General features: G+C 68.4%; 27 protein-coding genes. 16 read left to right on the top strand and 11 right to left on the bottom strand.

Features of this window, described 5'->3' with window-relative positions:
- The first annotated feature begins 80 nt into the window (after positions 1 to 80).
- The gene (locus tag BFN01_RS12115; RefSeq protein WP_256221140.1) at positions 81 to 545 is read left to right on the top strand and encodes a hypothetical protein; all 465 of its coding nucleotides are present in this window, start codon (positions 81 to 83) and stop codon (positions 543 to 545) included.
- A gap of 24 nt (positions 546 to 569) precedes the next feature.
- On the opposite strand, the gene ychF is transcribed toward BFN01_RS12115, so the two are convergent.
- Entirely contained in the window at positions 570 to 1643 is a 1074-nt protein-coding gene (gene ychF, locus BFN01_RS12110; RefSeq protein WP_071644605.1) for a redox-regulated ATPase YchF, read from the bottom strand.
- Between the two features lie 128 nt (positions 1644 to 1771).
- Here ychF and BFN01_RS12105 point away from each other — a divergent pair, with 128 nt between their 5' ends.
- Both BFN01_RS12105 and BFN01_RS12100 read left to right on the top strand, forming a co-directional pair.
- A complete protein-coding gene (locus BFN01_RS12105; protein WP_071644604.1) occupies positions 1772 to 2365 on the top strand; it encodes a 3'-5' exonuclease in 594 nt (197 codons plus the stop codon).
- A 27-nt stretch (positions 2366 to 2392) separates the two neighbouring features.
- Entirely contained in the window at positions 2393 to 2812 is a 420-nt protein-coding gene (locus BFN01_RS12100; protein WP_218161820.1) for an ankyrin repeat domain-containing protein, read from the top strand.
- Between the two features lie 25 nt (positions 2813 to 2837).
- Here the strand turns inward: BFN01_RS12100 and BFN01_RS12095 are convergent, their stop codons facing one another.
- Both BFN01_RS12095 and glpX read right to left on the bottom strand, forming a co-directional pair.
- Positions 2838 to 3116 (bottom strand): hypothetical protein, encoded by a 279-nt coding sequence (locus tag BFN01_RS12095; RefSeq protein WP_071644603.1) that lies wholly within the window; start codon positions 3114 to 3116, stop codon positions 2838 to 2840.
- 107 nt (positions 3117 to 3223) lie between these two features.
- Positions 3224 to 4210, bottom strand: a complete 987-nt coding sequence (gene glpX, locus BFN01_RS12090; RefSeq protein WP_071644602.1) for a class II fructose-bisphosphatase — start codon at positions 4208 to 4210, stop codon at positions 3224 to 3226.
- Between the two features lie 182 nt (positions 4211 to 4392).
- On the opposite strand from glpX, the gene fbaA reads away from it, so the two are divergent.
- A complete protein-coding gene (fbaA, locus tag BFN01_RS12085) occupies positions 4393 to 5421 on the top strand; it encodes a class II fructose-bisphosphate aldolase (protein ID WP_071644601.1) in 1029 nt (342 codons plus the stop codon).
- Positions 5422 to 5547: 126 nt separating this feature from the next.
- On the opposite strand, the gene BFN01_RS12080 is transcribed toward fbaA, so the two are convergent.
- The 3 genes from BFN01_RS12080 to BFN01_RS12070 are packed head-to-tail and all read right to left on the bottom strand — an operon-like array spanning position 5548 to position 8382.
- Entirely contained in the window at positions 5548 to 6798 is a 1251-nt protein-coding gene (locus BFN01_RS12080; RefSeq protein ID WP_071644600.1) for a hypothetical protein, read from the bottom strand.
- A 19-nt stretch (positions 6799 to 6817) separates the two neighbouring features.
- Positions 6818 to 7342, bottom strand: coding sequence for a DUF6264 family protein (locus tag BFN01_RS12075; protein ID WP_071644599.1), 525 nt, complete (start codon positions 7340 to 7342; stop codon positions 6818 to 6820).
- A complete protein-coding gene (locus BFN01_RS12070) occupies positions 7339 to 8382 on the bottom strand; it encodes a 4-hydroxy-3-methylbut-2-enyl diphosphate reductase (protein WP_071644624.1) in 1044 nt (347 codons plus the stop codon). The genes BFN01_RS12075 and BFN01_RS12070 overlap by 4 nt, the downstream gene beginning before the upstream one ends.
- A gap of 232 nt (positions 8383 to 8614) precedes the next feature.
- Between BFN01_RS12070 and xseA the strand changes: the two genes are divergently transcribed.
- The 8 genes from xseA to BFN01_RS12030 all read left to right on the top strand — a co-directional run bounded on the left by xseA (position 8615) and on the right by BFN01_RS12030 (position 15465).
- On the top strand, positions 8615 to 9892 hold the full coding sequence (xseA, locus tag BFN01_RS12065) for an exodeoxyribonuclease VII large subunit (RefSeq protein WP_071644598.1): 1278 nt from the start codon (positions 8615 to 8617) through the stop codon (positions 9890 to 9892).
- A gap of 178 nt (positions 9893 to 10070) precedes the next feature.
- A complete protein-coding gene (locus BFN01_RS12060) occupies positions 10071 to 10301 on the top strand; it encodes an exodeoxyribonuclease VII small subunit (protein WP_071644597.1) in 231 nt (76 codons plus the stop codon).
- Positions 10298 to 10939, top strand: a complete 642-nt coding sequence (locus BFN01_RS12055; RefSeq protein WP_071644596.1) for a DUF4245 family protein — start codon at positions 10298 to 10300, stop codon at positions 10937 to 10939. Before BFN01_RS12060 ends, BFN01_RS12055 begins: the two co-directional genes overlap by 4 nt.
- Complete coding sequence (locus BFN01_RS12050) at positions 10936 to 11610, top strand: carbonic anhydrase (RefSeq protein ID WP_071644595.1); 675 nt, start codon at positions 10936 to 10938, stop codon at positions 11608 to 11610. Before BFN01_RS12055 ends, BFN01_RS12050 begins: the two co-directional genes overlap by 4 nt.
- The gene (locus BFN01_RS12045) at positions 11607 to 13001 is read left to right on the top strand and encodes an aspartate ammonia-lyase (RefSeq protein ID WP_071644594.1); all 1395 of its coding nucleotides are present in this window, start codon (positions 11607 to 11609) and stop codon (positions 12999 to 13001) included. Before BFN01_RS12050 ends, BFN01_RS12045 begins: the two co-directional genes overlap by 4 nt.
- 200 nt (positions 13002 to 13201) lie before the next feature.
- Positions 13202 to 14017, top strand: a complete 816-nt coding sequence (locus BFN01_RS12040; protein WP_256221137.1) for a type IV toxin-antitoxin system AbiEi family antitoxin domain-containing protein — start codon at positions 13202 to 13204, stop codon at positions 14015 to 14017.
- Between the two features lie 78 nt (positions 14018 to 14095).
- Positions 14096 to 14632: a hypothetical protein gene (locus BFN01_RS12035; RefSeq protein WP_143187235.1), complete on the top strand. Its 537-nt coding sequence runs from the start codon at positions 14096 to 14098 to the stop codon at positions 14630 to 14632.
- A 47-nt stretch (positions 14633 to 14679) separates the two neighbouring features.
- Entirely contained in the window at positions 14680 to 15465 is a 786-nt protein-coding gene (locus tag BFN01_RS12030) for a PKD domain-containing protein (protein ID WP_143187234.1), read from the top strand.
- A gap of 347 nt (positions 15466 to 15812) precedes the next feature.
- Here the strand turns inward: BFN01_RS12030 and BFN01_RS12025 are convergent, their stop codons facing one another.
- Positions 15813 to 17168 (bottom strand): PhoH family protein, encoded by a 1356-nt coding sequence (locus BFN01_RS12025; protein WP_071644591.1) that lies wholly within the window; start codon positions 17166 to 17168, stop codon positions 15813 to 15815.
- A gap of 238 nt (positions 17169 to 17406) precedes the next feature.
- Positions 17407 to 18186 (bottom strand): isoprenyl transferase, encoded by a 780-nt coding sequence (locus BFN01_RS12020; RefSeq protein ID WP_071644623.1) that lies wholly within the window; start codon positions 18184 to 18186, stop codon positions 17407 to 17409.
- A gap of 141 nt (positions 18187 to 18327) precedes the next feature.
- Here BFN01_RS12020 and BFN01_RS12015 point away from each other — a divergent pair, with 141 nt between their 5' ends.
- On the top strand, positions 18328 to 19014 hold the full coding sequence (locus BFN01_RS12015) for a hemolysin III family protein (protein ID WP_071644590.1): 687 nt from the start codon (positions 18328 to 18330) through the stop codon (positions 19012 to 19014).
- Between the two features lie 43 nt (positions 19015 to 19057).
- Positions 19058 to 19531, top strand: a complete 474-nt coding sequence (locus BFN01_RS12010; RefSeq protein WP_071644589.1) for an S-ribosylhomocysteine lyase — start codon at positions 19058 to 19060, stop codon at positions 19529 to 19531.
- 12 nt (positions 19532 to 19543) lie between these two features.
- Here the strand turns inward: BFN01_RS12010 and BFN01_RS12005 are convergent, their stop codons facing one another.
- Positions 19544 to 19789 (bottom strand): hypothetical protein, encoded by a 246-nt coding sequence (locus BFN01_RS12005; protein ID WP_071644588.1) that lies wholly within the window; start codon positions 19787 to 19789, stop codon positions 19544 to 19546.
- Positions 19790 to 19860: 71 nt separating this feature from the next.
- Here BFN01_RS12005 and BFN01_RS12000 point away from each other — a divergent pair, with 71 nt between their 5' ends.
- Positions 19861 to 20247 carry a DUF4307 domain-containing protein gene (locus BFN01_RS12000; protein WP_071644587.1) on the top strand — a complete coding sequence of 129 codons (387 nt, stop codon included), beginning with the start codon at positions 19861 to 19863 and terminating at the stop codon, positions 20245 to 20247.
- Positions 20248 to 20368: 121 nt separating this feature from the next.
- A complete protein-coding gene (gene greA, locus BFN01_RS11995) occupies positions 20369 to 20857 on the top strand; it encodes a transcription elongation factor GreA (protein ID WP_071644622.1) in 489 nt (162 codons plus the stop codon).
- Between the two features lie 62 nt (positions 20858 to 20919).
- Here the strand turns inward: greA and ilvA are convergent, their stop codons facing one another.
- Together ilvA and BFN01_RS11985 are read right to left on the bottom strand one after the other, a co-directional pair.
- The gene (gene ilvA / locus BFN01_RS11990) at positions 20920 to 22167 is read right to left on the bottom strand and encodes a threonine ammonia-lyase (protein ID WP_071644586.1); all 1248 of its coding nucleotides are present in this window, start codon (positions 22165 to 22167) and stop codon (positions 20920 to 20922) included.
- The gene (locus BFN01_RS11985; RefSeq protein ID WP_071644585.1) at positions 22164 to 23363 is read right to left on the bottom strand and encodes an AI-2E family transporter; all 1200 of its coding nucleotides are present in this window, start codon (positions 23361 to 23363) and stop codon (positions 22164 to 22166) included. Before BFN01_RS11985 ends, ilvA begins: the two co-directional genes overlap by 4 nt.
- Positions 23364 to 23377: the final 14 nt, after the last annotated feature.

Genomic DNA, 23377 nt, shown 5'->3' with positions numbered 1-23377 from the left:
CGAAGTGTCGCTCGACGACCGGGTTGGCTCAGACGTTGAAGCCGAACTCCACCGGGTTACGTCACCGTTAGCGGTGCACGGTGGCGGTCGAACGCGCAAAGATGGAGAGCATGTGCGCCACCAATCTGTGGGCGATCAACGCCGCAGCCTTCACTTCGGAATTCCAACGATTCACCGAGGATAAGCTGGGCGTGCCTCCCCTGCGAACCACCATGCGCATAGCCTCTGGTCGAGTGCGGGGCTCGTCGGCGGTATTCACACTGACCCGCCGGATGTGCGACTGCGACAGTCTCATCGGGCGTCGCAACGACGCGCCGGTCCACGGTGAGATCGACGCCGACGTGTGGCTCGGGTGGTTGCGCGAGATGCCGGACCACGTCACGAACGTCTCGCGCATCGCAGTGCTCCGCGCGTGGAGCCCTGAGGACGACGATGTCGTGCCCTCCCACGCTCGAGGTGTCCGAGTGGGAGATCTCACCGAGGACGTGCTCCGCGACATCCGCGACGACAGTCTGCTGACTATCGACTACCCGCGGATGGCCTGAGCCCAGGCCACTTCCAAGCGCCGTTCAGTTGTTGAAGCGGAACTCCACCACGTCGCCGTCCTGCATGACGTAGTCCTTGCCCTCGAGCCGCGCCTTACCCTTCGCGCGGGCCTCGGCGACGGAGCCGGTCGCGACGAGATCCTCGAACGAGATGACCTCGGCCTTGATGAAGCCCTTCTCGAAGTCGGTGTGGATCACGCCTGCCGCCTGCGGCGCCTTCGCGCCCTGCGGGATGGTCCAGGCGCGCGACTCCTTGGGACCGGCGGTGAGATAGGTCTGCAGACCGAGCGTCGCGAAGCCGATGCGGGCGAGCTGGTCGAGACCCGATTCGGTCTGACCGGTGGCCTCCAGCAGCTCCTGCGCGTCCTCCGGGTCCAGCCCGATCAGCTCCGACTCGATCTTCGCGTCGAGGAACACGGCCTGCGCGGGCGCGACAAGAGCCTGCAGCTCTGCCTTCCGCTCCTCGTCGGTGAGCACCGATTCGTCGACGTTGAACACGTAGATGTACGGCTTCGCCGTCAGCAGACCGAGCTCCTTGATCGGCGACAGGTCGATGCCCGCCGTCGAGAGCAGCTGACCGCGCTCCAGCGCATCCTTCGCCGCGTTCGCGGCATCCAGAACCGACGGGTCGGTCTTCTTCTGCTTCACTTCCTTCTCGAAGCGCGGCAGCGCCTTCTCGATCGTCTGCAGATCGGCGAGCATGAGCTCGGCGTTGATGGTCTCCATGTCGCCCTTGGGGTCGACGGTTCCCTCGACATGCACGACGTCATCGTCGACGAAGCCGCGCACGACCTGCGCGATCGCGTCGGCCTCGCGGATGTTGGCGAGGAACTGGTTGCCGAGCCCCTCCCCTTCGCTGGCTCCGCGCACGATGCCGGCGATGTCGACGAACGACACGGTGGCGGGCAGGATGCGCTCGCTGCCGAAGATTCCGGCCAGCACCTGCAGGCGCGGATCGGGCAGGTTTACCACGCCGATGTTCGGCTCGATCGTCGCGAACGGGTAGTTCGCTGCGAGCACGTCGTTCTTGGTCAGCGCGTTGAAGAGGGTGGACTTGCCGACGTTGGGCAGGCCGACGATCCCGATAGTAAGAGCCACGGGATACGAGTCTACCGGCGGGGACGCCTCCCGCCGGCGTGCACTGCTCAGGTGCGCGAATCACCGGTGTTCGGCGGGCTGCGGCGAGTCTGCGGGCCGGCATCCGGATGTCGCGGGATGGTGGATCCGTGCCCCTGGATTTCACTGCGATCGACTTCGAGACGGCGAACTCCAGCCCCGCCTCGGCCTGCTCGGTCGGCCTCGTACGAGTCCGAGACGGCCAGGTCGTCGCACAGACGGGATGGCTGATCCGCCCGCCGATGGGCCACGACCAGTTCAACGAGTGGAACATCCGGATCCACGGCATCCACCCGCACGACGTCATCGGCGCCGCGACCTGGGCAGAGCAGCTCGACCGCCTGTGCGATTTCGCCGCAGACGACGTGCTCGTCGCGCACAACGCCGGGTTCGATCTAAACGTTCTGCGCCGCGCCTGCGAGGTCACCGGCCTCGTCGCTCCCCCGTACCGCTCGCTGTGCTCGCTCGCTGTGGCGCGGAAGACCTACACACTCGACTCGTACCGTCTTCCCCTGGCCGCCGCGGCGGCCGGCTTCGGTGAGTTCGCGCACCACGATGCGCTGGCCGACGCCCGCGCATGCGCCCAGATCGTGATCGACGCGGCCCGACGAGCCGCCGCAGACGATGTGCCTGCTCTCGGCGCCGCTCTGGGCGTGTCGCTGTCGGCGCCGCTCGTCTGCGAGCTCGAGCCCGCTGTGGCCTGACCGGTTGACATCGGACACAATGGTCAGGTGACGAGCGGACAAGGCGAACAGAGCGGACTGAGCGGACTGAGCGGACTGAGCCTCGAGGTGATCGAGGGCACCTTCGACCTGGCCCGGCAGGGCCGCACCGCACCCCTCGGCGAGATGATCGATGCCGGAGTGCCGGTCGACGTGCGCAATCCGCGTCAGGACACGCTGCTGATCGTCGCGGCATACGCGGAGCACCTCGAGACCGTCGCGGACTTGATCGCGCGAAGCGCCGACCTGGATGCCGTGAATGCCAACGGCCAGACCGCGGTCTCGTGCGCCGTGTTCCGGCGCAACGAGACGCTGCTGCGGATGCTGCTCGACGCCGGCGCCGATCAGGATGCCGGCGGTCACAGCGCTAAGCAGATCGCCGACCAGTTCGGCCTCGGCGACATGCGCGCCGTGCTCGACTCCTACTGAGGAGGCTCAGCAGGGCTCCGCGGGCTCAGGCGCCGCCCGGCACCCACGACAGCAGTGCGATGACCACGACGGACGTTGCCAGGAACGCCCCGATGAACCACCACGAGCTCAGCTCGTGCCCCTCTTCGCGGCGCACGCGGAAGAGCACGTCGGCACGGCGGGCGGGATCGAACCCGGGCTGCACGGTGGCCTTCGCCTGCTGAGCGGCCATGATCTGCTCCTCGGTGACCCGAAGGATGCGACCGGTCGGGGTGGTGATGTGCGCGGCGCGCCTGGGACTCGCAGACGTCTCGTTCAACGGCATCCCGAGCACTCCTTCTTCATGACCATGCCGGCGTGCTGATCACACCGTGCCCCCTTATTCTGCCAGCCTCCGCTGGGAATGCCGGGACGCGCGGTCCGATGCTCGATTCAGAGCCACTTCGAGACGAGGTGATCCGACACGATGCGGCGCAGTGTGCCGGACGCTCCGCGCAGCACCACGCTCTCGGTGTAGAGGTAGTTGCCCTCGCGGCGCACACCCCGCACCAGCTGACCGTCGGTGACGCCCGTGGCGACGAAGATCGTGTTGTTGCCCTGCACGAGGTCGTCGGCCTCGTACACCTTGTCGAACTCGAGCCCTGCGTCGACGCCGCGCTGGCGCTCGTCGTCGTCCCGGGGCCACAGCACGCCCTGGATGTGACCGCCCAGTGCCTTGATCGCGCACGCGGTGACGATGCCCTCGGGGCTGCCGCCGATGCCGACGCACATGTCGGTGCGTGCGTCGTGACGAGCGGCGTTGATGCCGCCTGCGACGTCACCGTCGCTCATCAGCCGGGTGCCGGCTCCGGCCTCCCGGATCTCTGCGATGAGCTTCTCGTGACGGGGGCGGTTCAGCACCGAGACGACGAGCTCGTCGACCGGCTTGCCGAGAGCCTTGGCCAGGCGACGGACGTTCTCGCCGATGGGCTTGCGGATGTCGACCACGCCGATCCCCGCCGGCCCTGTGACCAGCTTGTCCATGTAGAAGACAGTCGACGCGTCGAGCATCGAGCCGCGATCCGAGACGGCCAGCACGGAGAGAGCGTTCTGACGCCCCTCGGCAGTCAGCGTCGTCCCGTCGATCGGGTCGACGGCGATGTCGCACTCGGGGCCTCGACCGGTGCCGACGACCTCGCCGTTGAACAGCATCGGCGCATTGTCCTTCTCGCCCTCGCCGATGACGACGCGACCCTGGAAGTCGACGGTGCCGAGAAAGGCGCGCATCGCGTCGACGGCCGCACCGTCGGCTGCCTCCTTCGCCCCTCGACCGATGAACGGCACCGCGCGGATCGCCGCCGCCTCGGTGGCGCGAACGAGTTCCATCGCGAGGTTGCGGTCGGGGCGGAGGGGGCTGAGATCTGCTGTGAGGCTCACCATGCGGGTCAGCCTAGTGACGACGGAGGATGGAAATCAGGACTTTTCACGAAATGAAAGCGAAGAAAACGCAGTTCTTGCCAGTTGATAAAGATACGCGCCCGAGCGGACGTAACCACGGAAGAATCCCCACCCCTGCGGGCTAAAGTGAGCATGCACCCCGACCGACAGAAGCAGGAGAACTCATGCCCGTCGCCACTCCGGAACAGTACGCAGAGATGCTCGACCGCGCGAAGGCCGGTGGCTTCGCGTATCCCGCCTTCAACGTCTCGAGCTCGCAGACGATCAACTCCGTGCTGCAGGGTCTCACCGAGGCAGGCTCGGACGGCATCATCCAGGTGACCACGGGCGGCGCCGACTACTTCGCCGGCCACACCGTCAAGGCTCGCGCGACCGGAGCCCTCGCCTTCGCGCGCTACGCGACCGAGGTCGCCAAGAACTACCCCGTGACCGTCGCGCTGCACACCGACCACTGCCCGAAGGATGCCCTGGCCGGCTTCGTCGAGCCGCTGATCGCGGCATCCGAAGAAGAGGTGAAGGCCGGTCGCAACCCGATCTTCCAGTCCCACATGTGGGACGGCTCGGCTGTGCCGCTCGACGAGAACATCGAGATCGCCCAGCAGCTGCTGCCGCGGATGAAGGCGATCAACGCGATCCTCGAGGTCGAGATCGGTGTCGTCGGCGGCGAGGAGGACGGGGTCGCGCACGAGGGCTCGAACGACGCCCTGTACACCACCTTCGCCGACGTCGACCAGGCGATCCAGGCTCTCGGCCTCGGCGAGCAGGGCCGCTACATCGCCGCCCTCACCTTCGGCAACGTGCACGGCGTGTACAAGCCGGGTGGCGTGAAGCTGCGTCCCGAGCTGCTGGGCGAGATCCAGGCTGAGGTCGCCGCCAAGTACGGCACCGGCCCGAAGCCGCTCGACCTCGTCTTCCACGGCGGCTCCGGCTCGAGCGACGAGGAGATCGCCCTCGCAGTCGCGAACGGCGTGATCAAGATGAACATCGACACCGACACGCAGTACGCGTACACGCGTGCGATCGCCGACTACATGTTCAAGAACTACGACGGTGTGCTGAAGGTCGACGGCGAGGTCGGCAACAAGAAGCAGTACGACCCGCGCGCCTGGGGCAAGATCGCCGAGTCGGCGATGGCCGCGCGCGTGGTCGAGTCGACCCGTCAGCTCGGCTCGTACGGCCAGTCGAAGAGCTGACTCCCGCCGATCTCGAAGAGGGATGCCCCGGACCGCCAGCCGGTCCGGGGCATCCCTCTTTCCGCGGGGCGCTGAGCCCGTTCCCGCACGCGCGCGACCGAGCGTCGCGCGTCGGCGAGCGCGCGCTCAGCGCTTGAGCACGCGGCGCGCCCAGATCACCATGTCGATGATCGCGTCGACGATCAGCAGCACGCCGAGCCCACGCAGCAACGGAGATCGGGCCCTGCTCGCGGCGATTCCGGCGGCGAGCTCGGCCGCGCTGATCGCGGCTCCGATGGTCGGGCGCTCGCGCACGAACCGCGCGGCGCGCGGCAGCGGCCGCTCGCGTCGGGTGAGGGCGGTGACCTCGCCGATCCCCGCGATGGCGAGGTCGGCCACTGTGCGCGGCCAGCCGCGCGGCGTGAAGCGGCGCCCGGTCGTCTGCTCGGCGACTCCGGCGGTGATGAGCGCGTCCGGCACACCGAACGCGGCGACGAACGCACGCACGCGATCCAGCTCGCCCTGCGTGCCGCCCAGCGCCTCCGGCGCGCATGCGCGCGTCGCCGCCGCGACATCGACTGCGTCGCCCAGATTCAGCCCCTGCAGCTCCTCGGTCGTGCCGTCGGCCTCGAGCAGCATGCGACGGTAGACATCCGCGCTCTCGGGCACCCCGATCGCGTCGATGTCGAGCACCGGCCGCGTGAGCCGCTCGATGTTCGGCCAGAACATGCCCGTGCGCCCACCGGCCGTGACCTCCACCCAGGCGTCGCCGTGCTGTGGAAGGTTCAGCTCGATGATCGGCTCGTCCGCGCGGCCTCCTGACAGCGCCATGTGCGGCTGGTCGGTCGCGTAGCGGTAAAGAGACCAGGTCCCGTCCTCGAGATAGTCGACGTCGACGCCCGTCACCTGCGCGGTGATGCGCGCGCCCCACGGCCCGCGCCGGGAGAACTCCGCCACTCGCACCGGCGCCAGTTCGAAGTCGATGTCGTCGTCGTCGGCATCGAGCATCCCGAACCCGGCGAGGTCTTCAGACGCGGCGGCCGGGTCGTCGAGCTGCTCGAACGCTGCGCCGTACTGCTCGTCGAGCTCCTGATCGACCTCTTCGAGTGCGTCGTCGGTCAGGCCGAGATGCAGCGTGAGCGCGGCGGTCTGGAACAGCCGCTGCAGGTCGAGGGCGCTCAGGTCGAAACGCAGGCGGTCGTCGTCGTCGAGAGCGACGACGTGCCCGCTCTCGGTCACCGGGATCAGGAAGACGGCTTCGTCGCCGTCGAAGACTCGGGATGCCGCGAGCACCCGCTCCTTTCGCAGCAGCTCCGCCGCGATCGGGGTCGGGTCGACGCCTTCCGAGGAATCGACCGAGGCGTAGTTGACGTGGAACGCGATCTGATCTGCTGACACCCCTCGAGGCTACCCGTCGTCACTCGACGGGAGGTGTCAGCAGTCCTGTCGTGAAGGCCGGATCGCTGAACATCACCACCGAGATGCACGCCGACACGAGCGACATCGTGATGACGAAGCCGACCAGCGGAATCCACCACGCCGACCTGCCGCGCTTCAGCTGACGCAACGACAGCCACGCGGTCACCGCGTATCCGACGAGCAGAACGACCACGGCGACGACGCCCCAGGTTCGCGCGGCCGCATAGTTGGTGAATTCGCCGTCGATGCCGATCATCTGCATCGAGTCGTTCAGAGTCGATGCCATGTTCACGAACTGCGGGATCGACGAGAGCACGTTCACCAGGCCGAACCCCAGCAGCACGAGGGTGACCAGACGACCCATCGGGCGAGCGGGAGCGCTCGGGGCCGTGGGTCGTGCGGCCGTCGGCGCGGGCTCGGGAGCGGATGCCACGGGATCGGCGCCCAGCGGAGGCAGTCCTGCGCGCGCACGCTGCTCTTCCGGAGACGCGTACTCGCCGTACTGCGGCCGCTCGATGCTCATGTGCGCGAGACCCGGCCGCCCAGGGCACGCTCGTCGCGCTTGCCCGAGTTGTCCTGGCGCAGCTCCTTGGGCAGCGAGAACATGAGGTCCTCCTCCGCCGTGCGCACCTCTTCGATGTCGGTGTAGCCCGCCTCGTCGAGTGCGTCGAGCACCTCGCGCACGAGCACCTCGGGCACCGAGGCGCCGCTGGTCACGCCGACGGTGCGCACACCGTCGAGCCATTCCTGCCTGACCTCGTCGGCGTAGTCGACGCGGTACGCGGCCTTTGCTCCGTACTCCAGCGCGACCTCGACCAGGCGCACGCTGTTCGAGGAGTTCGCCGATCCGACGACAATGACGAGATCCGCATCCTTCGCGACCTTCTTGATGGCCACCTGACGGTTCTGGGTGGCGTAGCAGATGTCGTCGGAGGGCGGGTTCTGCAGCTCGGGGAAGCGGGTGCGCAGCCGGTTGACGGTCTCCATCGTCTCGTCGACGGAGAGCGTGGTCTGCGACAGCCAGACGACCCTGCTGGGGTCTCGCACGACGACCGTGTCGGCCTCGGCGGGCGAATTGACGACGGTCACGCGCTCGGGTGCGTGGCCCGCGGTGCCCTCGACCTCTTCGTGACCGTCGTGACCGATCAGCAGGATCTCGAAGTCGTCTCGGGCGAAGCGCACCGCCTCGCGGTGCACCTTGGTGACCAGCGGGCAGGTCGCGTCGATCGCGTGCAGACCTCTATCCGCGGCGCCCTGCACGACCGCCGGTGAGACGCCGTGCGCACTGAAGACGACGTGAGCGCCCTCGGGAACCTCGTCGACCTCCTCGACGAAGATCGCGCCCTTCTGCTCGAGTTCGGTGACGACATGGATGTTGTGCACGATCTGCTTGCGCACGTACACCGGAGCGCCGTAGCGCTCGAGCGCCTTCTCGACAGCCACGACGGCGCGGTCGACACCCGCGCAGTAGCCGCGAGGAGCGGCCAGCAGCACGCGCTTCTCGCCGTCGACCGGACGGTTCTCGAGGCGCGCACGCTCGACGGCGCGACGACGGGTCGGGATGTGCGGCAGAGGCAGCGAGACAGTGGTTGAGCTCACTCCGTCAGTCTACCGATGCCACCTGTTCGCGGGCCGGGAGCGGGCGGCCCGGCGGGCCGTGTCGCATGGGGGGCCGACACTCCAGATGCCGGACCGATTCACGGGAACCGTCCGACATCTGGAGTGTCGGCCCCCGGAATGCATCGCCCGGCCCGGCCGCGGACGCCGTGTCGGCGGCATCCGGAAGAATGGCGGGGTGACCGTCTTCGAAGCCACCGCCATCCCCGGCGAGCCGCCTCCCGCCGACTCGGTCACCCCGCGCGACTCGACGCCCGCGGCACCGACATCGGTCGCGCGCCTGAACGGCACCATCCGCGACTTCATCGCCCGCTGGAACACCGTCTGGGTCGAGGGCGAGATCACCTCATGGAACGTGCGCGGCGGCAACGTCTTCGCGCGCCTGAAGGACACCCGCTCCGACGCGCAGATCTCGGTTCGCGTCTGGTCGAGCGTGCGCCCGCGCATCCCCGCCGACCTCGCCGTCGGCGATCACGTCGTCGCTGCCGTCAAAGCCGACTACTTCGTCAAGGGCGGCGACTTCAGCTTCATCGTCTCGGCGATGAAGCATGTGGGCCTCGGCGATCAGCTCGAGCGGCTCGAGAAGCTGCGCGTGCAGCTGCGGCAGGAGGGTCTGTTCGACTCGTCGCGCAAGAAGAGCCTGCCGTTCCTGCCGCATTGCATCGGACTGATCACCGGCGAGCGCTCGGATGCCGAGAAGGACGTGCATCGCAACGCCGAGCTGCGCTGGCCGCAGGTGCGCTTCCGCACCGAGCACGTCGCCGTCCAGGGCGACCGGTGCGTTCCCGAGGTGCTCGCGGCGCTGCAGCGGCTGGATGCCGATCCCGACGTCGACGTGATCATCATCGCCCGCGGCGGCGGCGACCCGCAGACCCTGCTCGGCTTCAGCGACGAGCGGCTCGTGCGTGCCGTCGCAGCCGCATCCACGCCGGTCGTCAGCGCGATCGGGCACGAGAACGACCATCCCCTGCTCGACGACGTCGCCGATCTGCGCGCCTCGACCCCGACGGATGCCGCGAAGCGGGTCGTTCCGGATGTCGGCGAGCAGCGCGCGATCGTCGCGCAGCTGCGGGCGCGGGCGACGACGCGGCTGATGCAGCGCGTCTCCCACGACATCGCTCAGCTCGAGCAGCTGCGCTCGCGCCCGGTGCTGCGCTCCCCCGATCCGATCATCGACGACCGCGCCCAGGAGGTGTGGCTGCTGGTATCCCGAGGTCGCGACACCGTCACCAGAGGGCTGGATGCCGCGCACCGCTCCACCTCCGAGCTGCGCGCCTCGCTGCGCGCCCTCTCTCCCGCCGCCACACTCGCGCGCGGCTACGCCATCGCGCACCTCGACGACGGACGCATCCTCAGCGATGCGGTCGACGCGCCGGCGGGCACGGCGATGACGGTGACGGTGGATCGCGGATCCATCCGCGCCGTGTCGGAGGGGCGGATACCCGAAGACCGCTGAACAGCAGCACACTGCTCTGCTGCCCCTGCGCTCCGGGGGCCGACACTCCACCTGTCGGACGGTCCCCGCGAATGCGTCCGACATCTGGCGTGTCGGCCCCCGGTCTGTTCGCGCAGACCGCTCCCCCGCGGCACGCTGCGGCGGATCGGGGTGTCCGACACGCCGGTAGGATGGGGGCGTGACTGCCCCCAGCGACTCCCCCGTCGAAGACCTGTCGTTCGAGGCCGCACGCGACGAGCTCGTGCGCGTGGTCGCGGAGCTCGAGCAGGGCTCCCCCACGCTCGAGCACTCCCTCGCGCTCTGGGAGCGCGGCGAGGCGCTGGCGGCACGCTGCGAGGAATGGCTGCTCGGCGCGAAGCGCCGTCTCGATGCGGCTCGGGACGCGGCATCCGGCGGAGCAGGCGAATGAGCCGCGAACCGCGCGTCGTCGCAGGTCTCGGTCGACCCGAGACCGCCCAGGAGACCGCTGACCGCAAGGCGGAGTCAAGCCGGGTCTACCGGTCGAGTCAGACGTTCCGCAACCTCATCGCCGCACTCATCGTGACGGTCGGCGTGGTCGCGGTCGTCGTTCTCGGCGTGCCGCGCGGCCAGGTTCCCGATCGCCCCGCGATCGACGTCGCCGCGATCGCCGCAGACGTCGAGACGTCGATGCAGCGCCCCGCCCTCGTCGTCGAGCCCGACGAGTACTGGCGGGTCAACGAGGCCGCCCTCTCGGGCGGCAGCACCCGGGTGTGGACGATCACCCTCGCCCCGGCTGCCGACGACGAGCGCGGATTCGTCCGTGTGGCACAGGCCTTCGGCGCCGACGTGGGCTGGGCCCCGCAGGTGCTCGACGGTATCGCTCCGAACGGCACCACGACGATCGGCGGCCGCGAGTGGGACGAGTTCGACCTGCGCGGTCGGGGCACCGCCAACATCTCGTACGCCATCGGGACCCAGGCCGGCCCGGACTACATCCTGCTGTACGGCTCGCAGTCGCCCGAGGCGACCGCCGAGCTGGCAGAGACCCTGTCCGCACAGATCGACGACCTTGAGGAGGCCGAATGACCGCAACGCTCACACCCGCTGAGGCATGGCGGGAGATGCTCGATGGCAACAGGCGATTCGTCGCCGGCACGCCGGCGCACCCGCACCAGGACGTCTCCAAGCGTCACGAGCTGGCCGACGGTCAGGCGCCGATCGCGACGCTGTTCGGATGCTCGGATTCGCGCCTCGCCGCCGAGATCATCTTCGACAAGGGTCTGGGCGACCTGTTCGTCGTCCGCAACGCGGGACAGGTGATCGGCGAGTCGATCGTCGCCAGCCTCGAGTACGCCGTGGGCATTCTCAACGTGCCGCTGATCGTCGTGCTCGCCCACGACTCGTGCGGCGCGGTGCGTGCGGCCATCGACGGCACCGCCATCGACTCGCCCCCGCTTCCGGCCGGAATCTGGAAGCTGATCGCACCGATCGTCCCGGCAGCGCGCAAGGTGCTCGCCGAGACCGGCGGCACGACGACCGCCGACATCGACGCCGAGCTGGTCGGCCGCGAGCACCTGCGCAACACCGTCGCCGATCTGCTGCACTCGTCCGAGATGATCAGCAACGCGGTCGCCGCGGGCCGACTGGGCATCGTTGGCGCCAACTACCGCCTCGCAGAGGGCACTGCGGTGCCCGTCGTCACTGTGGGCATCGACACCGAGGGGCACATCCCCGCTTCTGAGGAGGTATCGGCATGACCGACATCGAGTACCGCATCGAACACGACACCATGGGCGAGGTGCGCGTTCCCGCCAGGGCCCTGTACAGCGCCCAGACTCAGCGCGCCGTCGAGAACTTCCCGATCTCGGGCAAGGGACTCGAGTCCACTCAGATCGCCGCACTGGCCCGCATCAAGAAGGCTGCCGCCCTCGCGAACAAGGAGCTCGGCACGCTCGACGCAGCGATCGCGGACGCGATCGCCCAGGCGGCCGACGAGGTGGCCTCCGGCAAGCACGACGGCGAGTTCCCCGTCGACACCTACCAGACCGGTTCGGGCACCTCGTCGAACATGAACATGAACGAGGTGCTGGCGAACCTGGCATCCGGAATCCTCGGCTCGGCCGTGCACCCGAACGACCACGTCAACGCGTCGCAGTCGTCGAACGACGTCTTCCCGACGTCGGTGCACATCGCGGTCACCCAGGCGCTCATCGACACCCTCATCCCGTCGCTCGACCACCTCGCCGTCGCCCTCGAGGCGAAGGCGGAGCTGTGGAAGGACGTCGTCAAGTCCGGCCGCACCCACCTCATGGACGCGACCCCGGTCACGCTCGGCCAGGAGTTCGGCGGCTACGCGCGCCAGATCCGGCTGGGCATCGAGCGCGTGCAGTCGGCCCTCCCCCGCGTGGCGGAGGTGCCCCTCGGCGGCACCGCCGTGGGCACCGGCATCAACACTCCGACCGGCTTCCCGCAGAAGGTCATCGAGCTGCTCGCGGCCGAGACCGAGCTGCCGATCACCGAGGCGAAGGACCACTTCGAGGCTCAGGCCAACCGTGACGGGCTCGTCGAGACGTCGGGCGCTCTGCGCACCATCGCCGTGTCGCTGACCAAGATCAACAACGACCTGCGCTGGATGGGCTCGGGCCCGAACACCGGTCTCGGCGAGCTGCACATCCCCGACCTGCAGCCGGGATCGTCGATCATGCCCGGCAAGGTCAACCCGGTCGTGCCCGAGGCCGTGCTCATGGTGTGCGCGCGCGTGATCGGCAATGACGCGACCGTTGCCTGGGCCGGCGCGTCGGGCTCGTTCGAGCTGAACGTCGCCATCCCCGTGATGGGCACCGCGCTGCTGGAGTCGATCCGTCTGCTCTCGAACGCCGTGCGCGTGCTGGCCGACAAGACCGTCGACGACCTCGAGGCCAACGTCGAGCGCGCCGCCGCGTTCGCCGGCATGAGCCCGTCGATCGTCACGCCGTTGAACAAGGTCATCGGTTACGAGGCCGCCGCGAAGATCGCCAAGCACTCGGTCGCGAAGGGCATCACGGTGCGCGACGCCGTGATCGACCTCGGCTACGTCGAGCGCGGGGAGATCTCGGAGGAGGAGCTCGATGCGAAGCTCGACCTCCTGTCGATGACCCACCCGGGCTGAGGCCTTCGGTCGTCCGGTCTTCCGCGTTACATTCCGGGGGCCGACACTCCAGATGTCGGACGTTTCGCCATGATCCGTCCGTCACCTGGAGTGTCGGCCCCCGTTTTGCATCCATCCCCATCCCGCAGGATGAGGCGGGTTGTCCACAATCCCCGGTGAACGCGGCCAGGCATGAACGTCGCGTCCCGGATGCTGGGGGCATGTTCGATCCTCTTGATCTGCTCACCCGCCTCGGTGGGCTCGCGCAGGGCACTCAGCTTCAGGACTACGGCGTCACACGCATGCAGCTCAGCAAGGCGGTGCGCGGCGGACGGATCGAGCGGTTGCGCCCGGGCGTCTTCGCGACACCCGCAGCAGCGGCCGATGAACGCGACGCCGCACGGCACGGGGGCGCGCTCACATGTGCCGCGGCCCTGCGTAACCTGGGCGTGTGGGTGATGTCGACGGAGGCAGCACCGCATGTCTGGGTCGGCCGCCGTGGACGCGTCTACCCTCATTCCGGATGCCATTGCGTCAGCCACTACTTCCGCAGCGGGCGGGTGCGCTTCGGCGTCGTCGACGTCGAGACCGCCCTTGTACATCTCTACCGCTGCGAGGGTGAGGAGTCGTTCTTCGCCTCGCTCGAGTCGGCGCTGGCGCAGCGGAAGCTCACCCGATCCGCACGTGCACGCGTCCGCGAGGCGCTGCCGACGCATGCACGGTGGCTCGTCGACTTCGCCCGTTCGGACGCCGACAGCGGCCTCGAATCGCTGCTGCGGCTGCGGCTGCATCTGCTGGGGATCGCGCTGGATTGTCAGGTGGTGATCGCCGGTGTCGGACGCGTCGACTTCGTCGTCGACGGACGCCTCATCATCGAGGCGGACGGCAAGGAGAACCATGACGGCACCACCATGCGGCACAAGGATCTGGTTCGGATGCCGCGGCATCCGCCCTCGGATACGAGACGCTGCACTTCGACTACGCCCAGATCATGCACGACTGGGCGACGGTGCAGCGCTCCATCATCGCAGCCCTGAAGCGCACGGCTCAGCGGGCGTGACGTCCGCTGTGGATAACTCCGACGGGGTCTTGCCGATCCGGGTTACCGTGGTGCGGTGACGATGACGACCACCCTTGTGCGCACGGGCTCGGCCCTCGCGGCTGCCGGCCTGCTCGTCGGGATGCTGTCGGCGTGCACCCCGGAAGCGGATCCCACTCCCACCCCCACGAAGACCGCCGCCTTCGCCACGGATGAAGAGGCATTCGCCGCCGCCGAGGAAACGTATCGGGCGTTCATCCGGGAGAACAGCCGCGTGGACGGAAATGAGGATGCACTACTCGGTGGTATCGCTTTGGAAGAACACCTGAAAGCCGAAGAACAGCTCAAGGACGCTGGAGTGCGGGGGATGGGTGAAGCACGGGTGAAGTCGTTTGTCGTCGTACCTTCTTCACTATCGACGGATCGAACGTCGCTCACCGCGGAGGCATGCGTAGATATTTCCGATGTACGAGTCGTCGACGACAGCGGAGAGGATGTCACTCCAAACGGGCGACCGAACATTATCGCCACGCGAGTTGAGATGGAGCTATCGGGTGGTCGGTTCCTGATATTCAAGGACCTAGATAGGGAGAACGAAGAGTGCGCCGGCTAGGTATCGCACTGCTTTTCGGTCTGTTGACCCCGCTTGCGCCTGCACTGATGGCTCAGGCGGACACTCCTTATTGCGCTCCAGCGATTGAGCTCGCTCTCGGCGGGTGCCCGCGCGCCGAGGTTAGCGGCGGCAAAGTCAACGCGGGTGGCTCGATGACTACCCCGGGCGCGGAAAACCGGCAGATCTCGCGTGGCTCCCAGGGAACCAACGCCACGATCGGACTCATAACGCCTGCGCCGCGCACTTTCGAAGAATGTCTGTCGAGCTGGGACTCGATGATCTTTTGCTGGGAGGCCCGATCCGCCGGCGATGAAACGCCACCCGAAGAGGGCGAAGAGTCACCGGGTCTTCCGCCCATCACGATCACGGACCTCGCCAGCTTCTCGCCCGCCAAGGGCACCGTGCTCGGTGAACCGGACAACCTCGGAGTCGCGGGGCTTCCGACGAACTTCGTCACCCAGGCTGAGACACACGTCCGTTCCGGCCAGCTGTTCGGATTCCCCATCGATGTGCGCTTCACACCGGTGTCGTACACCTTCCATTACGGTGACGGGGAGTCACGTACTGCCCCCTCCCCCGGCGCGAGCTGGGAGAGCCTCGGGCAGGCCCAGTTCACCCCGACCGATACCAGCCACACGTACGCAGAACGTGGCACGTACGACGCCACCGTCGACATCGCGTACACGGCGGAGATAGATCTGGGTGTCGGATGGTTCCCGATCGAGGGGCAGCTCGACATCCCGGGTCCGACGCAGCAGATCCGCATCTTCGAAGCGCACACCGCCCTCGTCGCTCGCACCTGCACGGAGCAGCCCTCAGCCCCCGGCTGCTGATCCGACATCCCCTCAGCCGCGTTCACCTCTCGGACTGCGCTCGGCGCACCTCACCGTTCCCCCTTCGCGGCGACAAGCGCGTGCGACGCGGAGAGTGCGCGGCGCTGAGCGCAGTCGCCGCCGAACGCCTGGGCCCAGGATCCTGCCGTGCGCGGGCCCGCCCGGGCATCCGGCCCCCGTCCCGTCCGCCGCAGACCCGCTGAACACGATACGAAGCGGGGGCCGACACTCCAGATGTCGGACGGATTCCCGCGAAACGTCCGTCATCTGGAGTGTCGGCCCCCTGAACGTCAAGGCTCCGCGACGTCACGGCCCGACACGAATGCGCCGGCGAGCGGGCGACCCCGTCAGCTCAGCTCGCCACCCTCCAGCAGCTCGGTCACGAGGGCCGCGATGGCCGAACGCTCCGAGCGCTGCAGCGTGACGTGCCCGAACAGGTCGTGCCCCTTCAGCGTCTCGATCACGCTCGCGATGCCGTCGTACCGGCCGACGCGCAGGTTGTCGCGCTGTCCGACGTCGTGTGTGAGGATGACCCGGGAGTTCTGGCCGATCCGGCTCAGCACGGTCAGCAGCACGTTGCGCTCCAGAGACTGCGCCTCGTCGACGATGACGAACGCGTCGTGCAGCGATCGCCCGCGGATGTGCGTGAGCGGCAGCACCTCCAGCATCCCGCGCGCCACGACCTCCTCCAGCACGTTGCCCGAGACCACCGACCCGAGGGTGTCGAACACCGCCTGACCCCACGGGCCCATCTTCTCGCCCTGGTCCCCGGGCAGATACCCGAGCTCCTGCCCGCCGACGGCGAACAGCGGGCGGAACACGATGATCTTCTTCTGCTGCTGCCGCTCGAGCACGGCCTCGAGCCCCGCGCACAGCGCCAGCGCCGACTTTCCGGTGCCGGCACGCCCACCCAGCGACACGATGCCGACCTCGGGGTCGAGCAGCAGGTCGATCGCTATCCGCTGCTCGGCCGAGCGGCCGTGCATTCCGAACACCTCGCGGTCGCCTCGCACCAGCCGGTACTCGCCCTCGGCCACGACACGACCCAGCGCCGAACCTCGTTCGGAGTGGATGATCAGGCCGGTGTTCACGGGCATCCCCCGCACCTGTTCACTGAGGCCGACCTCGCTCTCGTACAGGTCGCTCATCTCGTCGCCCGAGAGGTCGAGGGTCGTGATGCCCGTCCATCCGGCATCCACCGCCTGCTCGGCGAGGTACTCCTCCGCCGCCAGCCCGAGGGATGCGGCCTTCACGCGCATCGGCAGGTCTTTCGACACGATCGTGACGTCCTGCCCGTCGGCGGCGAGCTGCGCGGCGGTCGCGAGGATGCGACTGTCGTTGTCGCTGATCCGGATGCCCGCGGGCAGCACCGACATGTCGACATTGCCCAGCTCGACACGCAGAGTGCCGCCGTCGCCCACCTCGATCGGGAAGTCCAGGCGACCGTGCTCGACGCGCAGCTCGTCGAGGTGACGCAGCGCGCGTCGGGCGAAGTAGCCGAGCTCGGGATCGTGACGCTTGCCCTCCAGCTCGCTGATCACGACGACGGGGAGGACGATCGAGTGCTCCGCGAAACGGAACAGAGCCTGCGGATCGCTCAACAGCACCGAGGTGTCGAGCACATACGTGCGAAGAGCCGTGTCATCGTGTGACACGGCTCGGGCTGCTGACGTGGACTGCTGCTGTGCTGTACGTGTGGTCACGATCCACTCCCACTCGGGATGTGCTCCCGGCTCTGCAGAGAGTCGACCAGGGTCACGAGTCGCGATCCTTGAGGCCGACCCGACCGGACACGGTGTCCGATGCCATGAACGTACTTCCGCGGCCGACTCCGCGACAGCAACGGCGTATGGCGTGTCGGCTAAGAGACGGTGAACGGCGCGCGGCCGAATGCAGCGAGCGCGGCGAGCGCGGCGACCAGCTTGTCGAGCCTCGCCCCGCTCATCGTCCGAATCGACGGTCGCGGTCGGCGAAATCGCGGATGGCCCGCAGGAAGTCGACCTCCCGCAGGTCGGGCCCGAGCGCCTCGACGAAGTAGAACTCGCTGTGCGCGCTCTGCCACAGCAGGAAGTCGCTCAGCCTCTGCTCGCCGCTCGTGCGGATGACCAGATCCGGGTCGGGCTGGCCACCGGTGTACAGGTGCTCGCCGATCATCTCGGGGGTCAGCTGCTCGGCCAGATCCTCGAGGGTGCCGCCCGAGGCGTCGTGCTTGCCGATGATGCTGCGCACCGCATCGACGATCTCGTTGCGTCCCCCGTAGCCGACCGCGAGGTTGACGTGCAGCCCGGTGTGCCCGCTGGTGCGCTCCTGCGCCTCGGCCAGCACCCGCGACAGCTCGGGCGTCAGGATGTCGGCGCGTCCGACGTGCTGCACCCGCCATTCGCCATGCTCGGCGAGAGAGTCGGCGAGCTCGGCGATGATCTCGATGAGATCGCGGATCTCCTTCGAATCCCGCTTGAGCAGGTTGTCTGCCGAGAGCAGGTAGAGCGACACGACGCCGATCCCGAGATCGTCGCACCATCCGAGGAATTCGCGCATCTTGGCGGCCCCGGCGCGGTGGCCGGCGGCCGCGCTGTCGAAGCCGAGCTGCCGGGCCCACCGACGGTTGCCGTCGATCATCATGGCGACGTGGTGCGGAGCCTTCGCGACATCGATGCGCCGTCTCAGGCGCCTCGCGTAGAGCCGATAGAGAGGTCCTCGCCCCGAGCTCTCACGTGCAATCACGTGCCTACGCTACCGCCACCGGTCCCGGCCCCGCCGCAGCACTCGGAACATGTACCGCCGACGGCATGCCCGCATACGTAGAGTGAGCGGGTGAGCACCCGCCCCTCAGATGACGCAGATGTACCCGAGCTGCCCCTGATGGAGGCGGCGGCCGTCGATGCCGCGGCCGAGGTCAGACCCACCTGGCGAGGCTGGATCCACGCCGGCACCTTCCCTGTCGCGATCGTCGCCGGCGCCGTGCTCATCACCGTCGCCCAGGGGGCGCCTGCCAAGTGGGCCGCGGCGGTCTTCATGGTCACCTCGATGCTCCTCTTCGGCAATTCGGCCCTCTACCACCGGTTCGACTGGGGTCCCACGACGAAGGCTGTTCTCAAGCGCATCGATCACGCCAACATCCTGCTGCTGATCGCGGGCACGTACACGCCCCTGGCCGTTCTCGCTCTGCCGCCGCAGAAGGGCCTGGTGCTGCTGATCGTGGTGTGGAGCGGGACGGTGCTCGGCATCCTGTTCCGCGTGTTCTGGATCAACGCGCCTCGATGGCTGTACGTCGCCTTGTACCTCGCACTGGGCTGGGCCGCGGTGATGTACATGGGCGACCTGCTGCAGGCCAGCGTGGCCATGATGGTGCTCGTCTGCGTCGGCGGCCTGCTGTACACGGTGGGAGCGATCGTCTACGCGATGAAGAAGCCCAACCCCTGGCCGGGGCGCTTCGGATTCCACGAGATCTTCCACGTCTGCACCGTGCTCGCCTTCCTCTGTCACTGGACCGCGTGCCTGCTCATCTCGCTCGACCCGCTCTCGCCCTCGCTGGGCTTCGGCGGCTGACGCGGGATACGCTCGAATTCCGCGTCAGAGCAGAGGAGCGACAATGGCCGAAGTAGAGAGCTTCACCCTGGACCACACCGCCGTGAGCGCACCGTACGTGCGCCTCATCAGCGTCGAGCACGGACCGAAGGGCGACGCGATCTCGAACTTCGACGTGCGGTTCGTGCAGCCGAACGAGGGTGAGATCCCCACGGCGGGTCTGCACACCATCGAGCACCTGCTCGCCAGCGTCGTCCGCGACCGCATCGACGGGCTGATCGACATCTCGCCGTTCGGATGCCGCACCGGCTTCCACGCGATCTTCTGGGGCGAGCCCGCGGTCGCCGACGTCGTCGCGGCGGTGCGCGGAGGCCTCGAGTTCATCGCGAACACGGCCGAGTGGAGCGACGTACCCGGCGTCTCGGCCGTGGAGTGCGGCAACTACCGCGACCACAGTCTGCACAGCGCGAAGGAGTGGTCGAAGACCATCCTCGATCAGGGCATCAGCCTCGACGCGTTCGAGCGCGTCGGCGTGTGAGTCGAGCCGACCTCAGCGGCTGCTCTCGTCGCCGTCGGCCTGCTCACGCAGCGCCGCCTCTTCGGCATCCAGCTCTGCGCGCACCTCTTCGCGGTAGCGGACCTTGCGGATGCGGCGGTTCATGTCCCAGATCAGCAGCACCACGGCCGCGACGATGATCACGATGATCGCGAAGCCCGCGAAGCCGGGGGTCACCGAGTTTGGGTCGACCGTCATCGACGGCGTCGGCATCGGGGTTGTCTCACCGAACAGGATCATGGTCCGCCTTCTCCTCGCAGGTCGAATAACCTGGAAGTCCAGCCTATCCGCCGTCCACACCAGGGAGAGACGTGACCACCGCACGCGAGCTCGATGAGCGATACGGTCGCACGCCCCGGCGACGCCTCCCCTGGATCGTCTTCGGCGCGGCCGCCGTGGCCGCCGTCGTCGCCTTGGGCTGGACGATCGTCGCGCAGCAGATGAGCGCGGTGGATGCCGACGATCTGGGCTTCACCGTGGTCGACGCCCACAGCGTCGACCTGCGTTTCCAGTTCACCGCACCGCAGGGCGCGGACGTCGCGTGCGCGGTGGAGGCGCTCGACGAGGAGTTCGGAGTGGTCGGCTGGAAGTTGATCGAGATCCCCGGCGGCGAGCATCACACGAAGGGCGTCGCCGTCAGCATCCCGACCGTCGCCGAGGCGACCACCGGTTTGGTGAAGGCCTGCTGGGTCGCCTAGAATCATCCGAAAGATGATCGACGCCCTGGCCGACGCCGGGGCGTCTTGCATATCCCACGGGTCGCCGGACGGCCCGACATCCCCGAAGCCCCTGAAGGGGCCCGCAGCGAAGGAGCAGGCTGTGTCCACAGACGCTCAGGTACCTTTCCTCACGCAGGAGGCCTACGACCGGCTCGTCGAAGAGCTCGAGCACCTCTCGACGGTCGGCCGTGAGGAGATCGCCGCCCGCATCGAAGCGGCCCGCGAAGAGGGCGACCTCAAGGAGAACGGCGGATATCACGCCGCGAAGGACGAACAGGGCAAGCAGGAGGCGCGCATCCGCACCCTGCAGCAGCTGCTGAAGACGGCGAAGGTCGGCGAGGCGCCCACCAGCCGCGGCATCGTCGAGCCCGGCACGGTCGTCACGGCGATCGTCGCGGGCGATGAGGAGGTCTTCCTCCTCGGCAGCCGCGAGATCGCCGCCGGCGGCGAGCTCGACGTGTACAGCGAGGCGAGCCCGCTCGGCCAGGCCATCATCGGCCTCAAGGTCGGCGAGAAGTCGAGCTACGAGGCGCCCAACGGCCGCTCCATCACCGTCGAGATCACCGGAGTCGAGACCTACACCGGCTGATCTCCGCACACGCAGAACGGCGGGACACTCCAGGGCGTCCCGCCGTTCTGCGTCTTCGCGGCTCAGTCCGGGACGACAACCGGGGCGAAGCCCGCCCGCCGCAGCGTCTCGAGCGCGAGCTCGGTGTGCTCGGGTCCGCGGGTCTCGATCGAGAGCTGCAGGATCATGTCGCTGATCTGCAGACCGTGCCCGTGACGGGTGTGCAGCACCTCCATGACGTTGGCCCCGGCCTGCGCGAGCAGATCCGACACCTTCGCCAGCTGACCGGGCCGGTCGGGAAGCGGTACGCGCACGGTCGCGTATCGACCGGATGCCGCCAGACCGTGCGCCACGACCCGCTGCAGCAGCATCGGATCGATGTTGCCGCCCGAGAGGATCGGCACGGTCACGCCCGTGTCGCGCACCTTGCCTGCGAGGATGGCGGCCACGCCGACGGCGCCGGCGGGCTCGACGACGACCTTGGCGTGCTCGAGGAGCACGAGGAGGGCGCGGGCGATGTCGTCCTCGCTGACCGTGACCACCTCGTCGACGAGCTCGCGGATGATCTCGAACGGCACGTCTCCCGGTCGCGCGACGAGGATGCCGTCGGCGATCGTCGGATGCGTCTGGATCTCGACGGGGCTGCCGGCCTCGAGCGACGGTGGCACCGCCGCGGCGTTCGCGGCCTGCACGCCGATCACGCGTACGGTGCGACCGGTCGCGGCGGCGGCGGCCTTGACCGCAGCGGCGACACCGGCGATCAGCCCGCCGCCGCCGATGCCCATGATCACCGTGTCGACGTCAGGGACGTCCTGGATCACCTCGAGACCGAGCGTGCCCTGGCCCACGACGATGTCGCGGTGGTCGAAAGGGTGGATGAGCACGGCACCGGTGCGCTCGGCGAACTCCGCCGCGAGGCGCAGCGAGGTGGCCACCGTCTCCCCCTCGAGCACGACCTCGGCGCCGTAGCCCCGGGTGGCGAGCAGCTTGGGCACCGGGACGCCGAGCGGCATGAAGATCGTCGCGGGTATGCCCAGCATCTGAGCGGCGAGTGCCACGCCCTGCGCGTGGTTGCCCGCCGAGGCGGCCACCACACCCCTGGAGCGCTCCTCCTCCGTCAGACGCGACAGACGGTAGGTCGCTCCGCGGATCTTGAACGACCCGGTTCGCTGCAGGTTCTCCATCTTGAGCATCACGGGTGAGCCGAGGATCTCGCCGAGCGCCCGCGACAGCTCGGTCGGGGTGCGGGAGATCACTCCGGAGAGGCTCTCCGCCGCGGCGGTGAACTCCTCAAGGCTCGGGATGGCGGCGACGCCGGGGACCAGGGTCATCGATTCCTCCTCTGCCGCTCGCGCGGCACTGTGCTCCAGATGAGATCTTCGGGTGCGGGTTCACGCCCGGTGCGCCACGCGCCCGAGCCGATGGTGACGGCCGCGACGTTGACGAATGCGGCCAGCGGAACCGCGAACAGCGCTCCCGGGATGCCCGCGATCATCGCTCCACCCGCCACCACGAGCACCACCGCCAGGGGGTGCACCTTGACGGCCGAGCCCATCAGGATCGGCTGCAGGATGTGACCCTCGAGCTGCTGCACCAGCAGCACCACGCCGAGCATGAGCAATCCGACCACCGGGCCGTTGTACACCAGAGCGAGGAACACCGCCACTGCTCCGGTGACCACGGCGCCCACGATGGGCACGAACGACCCGAGGAAGACGAGCACGGCGACGGGGATGGGCATGGGCACCCCCAGAAGCGCGGCACCGACGCCGATGCCCACCGCGTCGATGGCGGCGACGAACATCTGCGTGCGCGCGTAGTCGACCACCGTCGCCCATCCGTTGCGGGCCGCCGCATCGGCCGCAGGGCGTGCCATTCGCGGGAACAGCTTGAGCGTCCACCGCCAGATACCCGCGCCGTCGGCGAGCAGGCAGATGAGGATGAACAGCGACAGCAGCGCGCCGGTGACGATGTGCGCGGCTGTTCCGGTGACGGCGAGCGCGCCGTTCAGCAGCAGATCGGCCTGCTCGTTCAGCAGGCCCATCCCCTGCTGGATGTAGCCGTCGATCTGCGCTTCCGTGAGATGCAGCGGACCGTCGAGCAGGAACGTGCGCACCTGCTGGATGGCATCCGTCGTCTTGGCCTGCACGTCGGGAAGCTGAGTGCGCACCTGCCAGATCACCAGCCAGAACAGCCCTGTGACCACACCCAGCGCCCCCAGAACGGTCACCGCGATCGCCAGCCAGCGCGGGAAGCGGGCGCGCAGCATGAGCTGGAAAGCCGGCCACAGCAGCGCGGTGATCAGGATGCCGACCAGGAGGGGGATGACCAGGAGCTTGAGCAGCATCACCAGCCAGATGAACAGTGCGATCAGGCCGGCGATGACCAGCAGGCGCCAGGCGTAGGCCGCGGTGACGCGGAGGGGGGCCGGCACGGCGTCGTCAGCCGTGGTGGTCACCGTGCGGTCGAGCACGGGCGGCTGATATCGGAAGGGATTGCGGAACCTCGGCCTGGGGTCGTCGCTCATTGTGTAATTCTACG

This window comes from Microbacterium sp. AR7-10 (genome assembly GCF_001878835.1).
In the GTDB taxonomy this organism is placed as follows: domain Bacteria; phylum Actinomycetota; class Actinomycetes; order Actinomycetales; family Microbacteriaceae; genus Microbacterium; species Microbacterium commune.
Note: the sequence above shows the minus strand (reverse complement) of the source record. Positions and strands in the feature narration are given on the sequence as shown.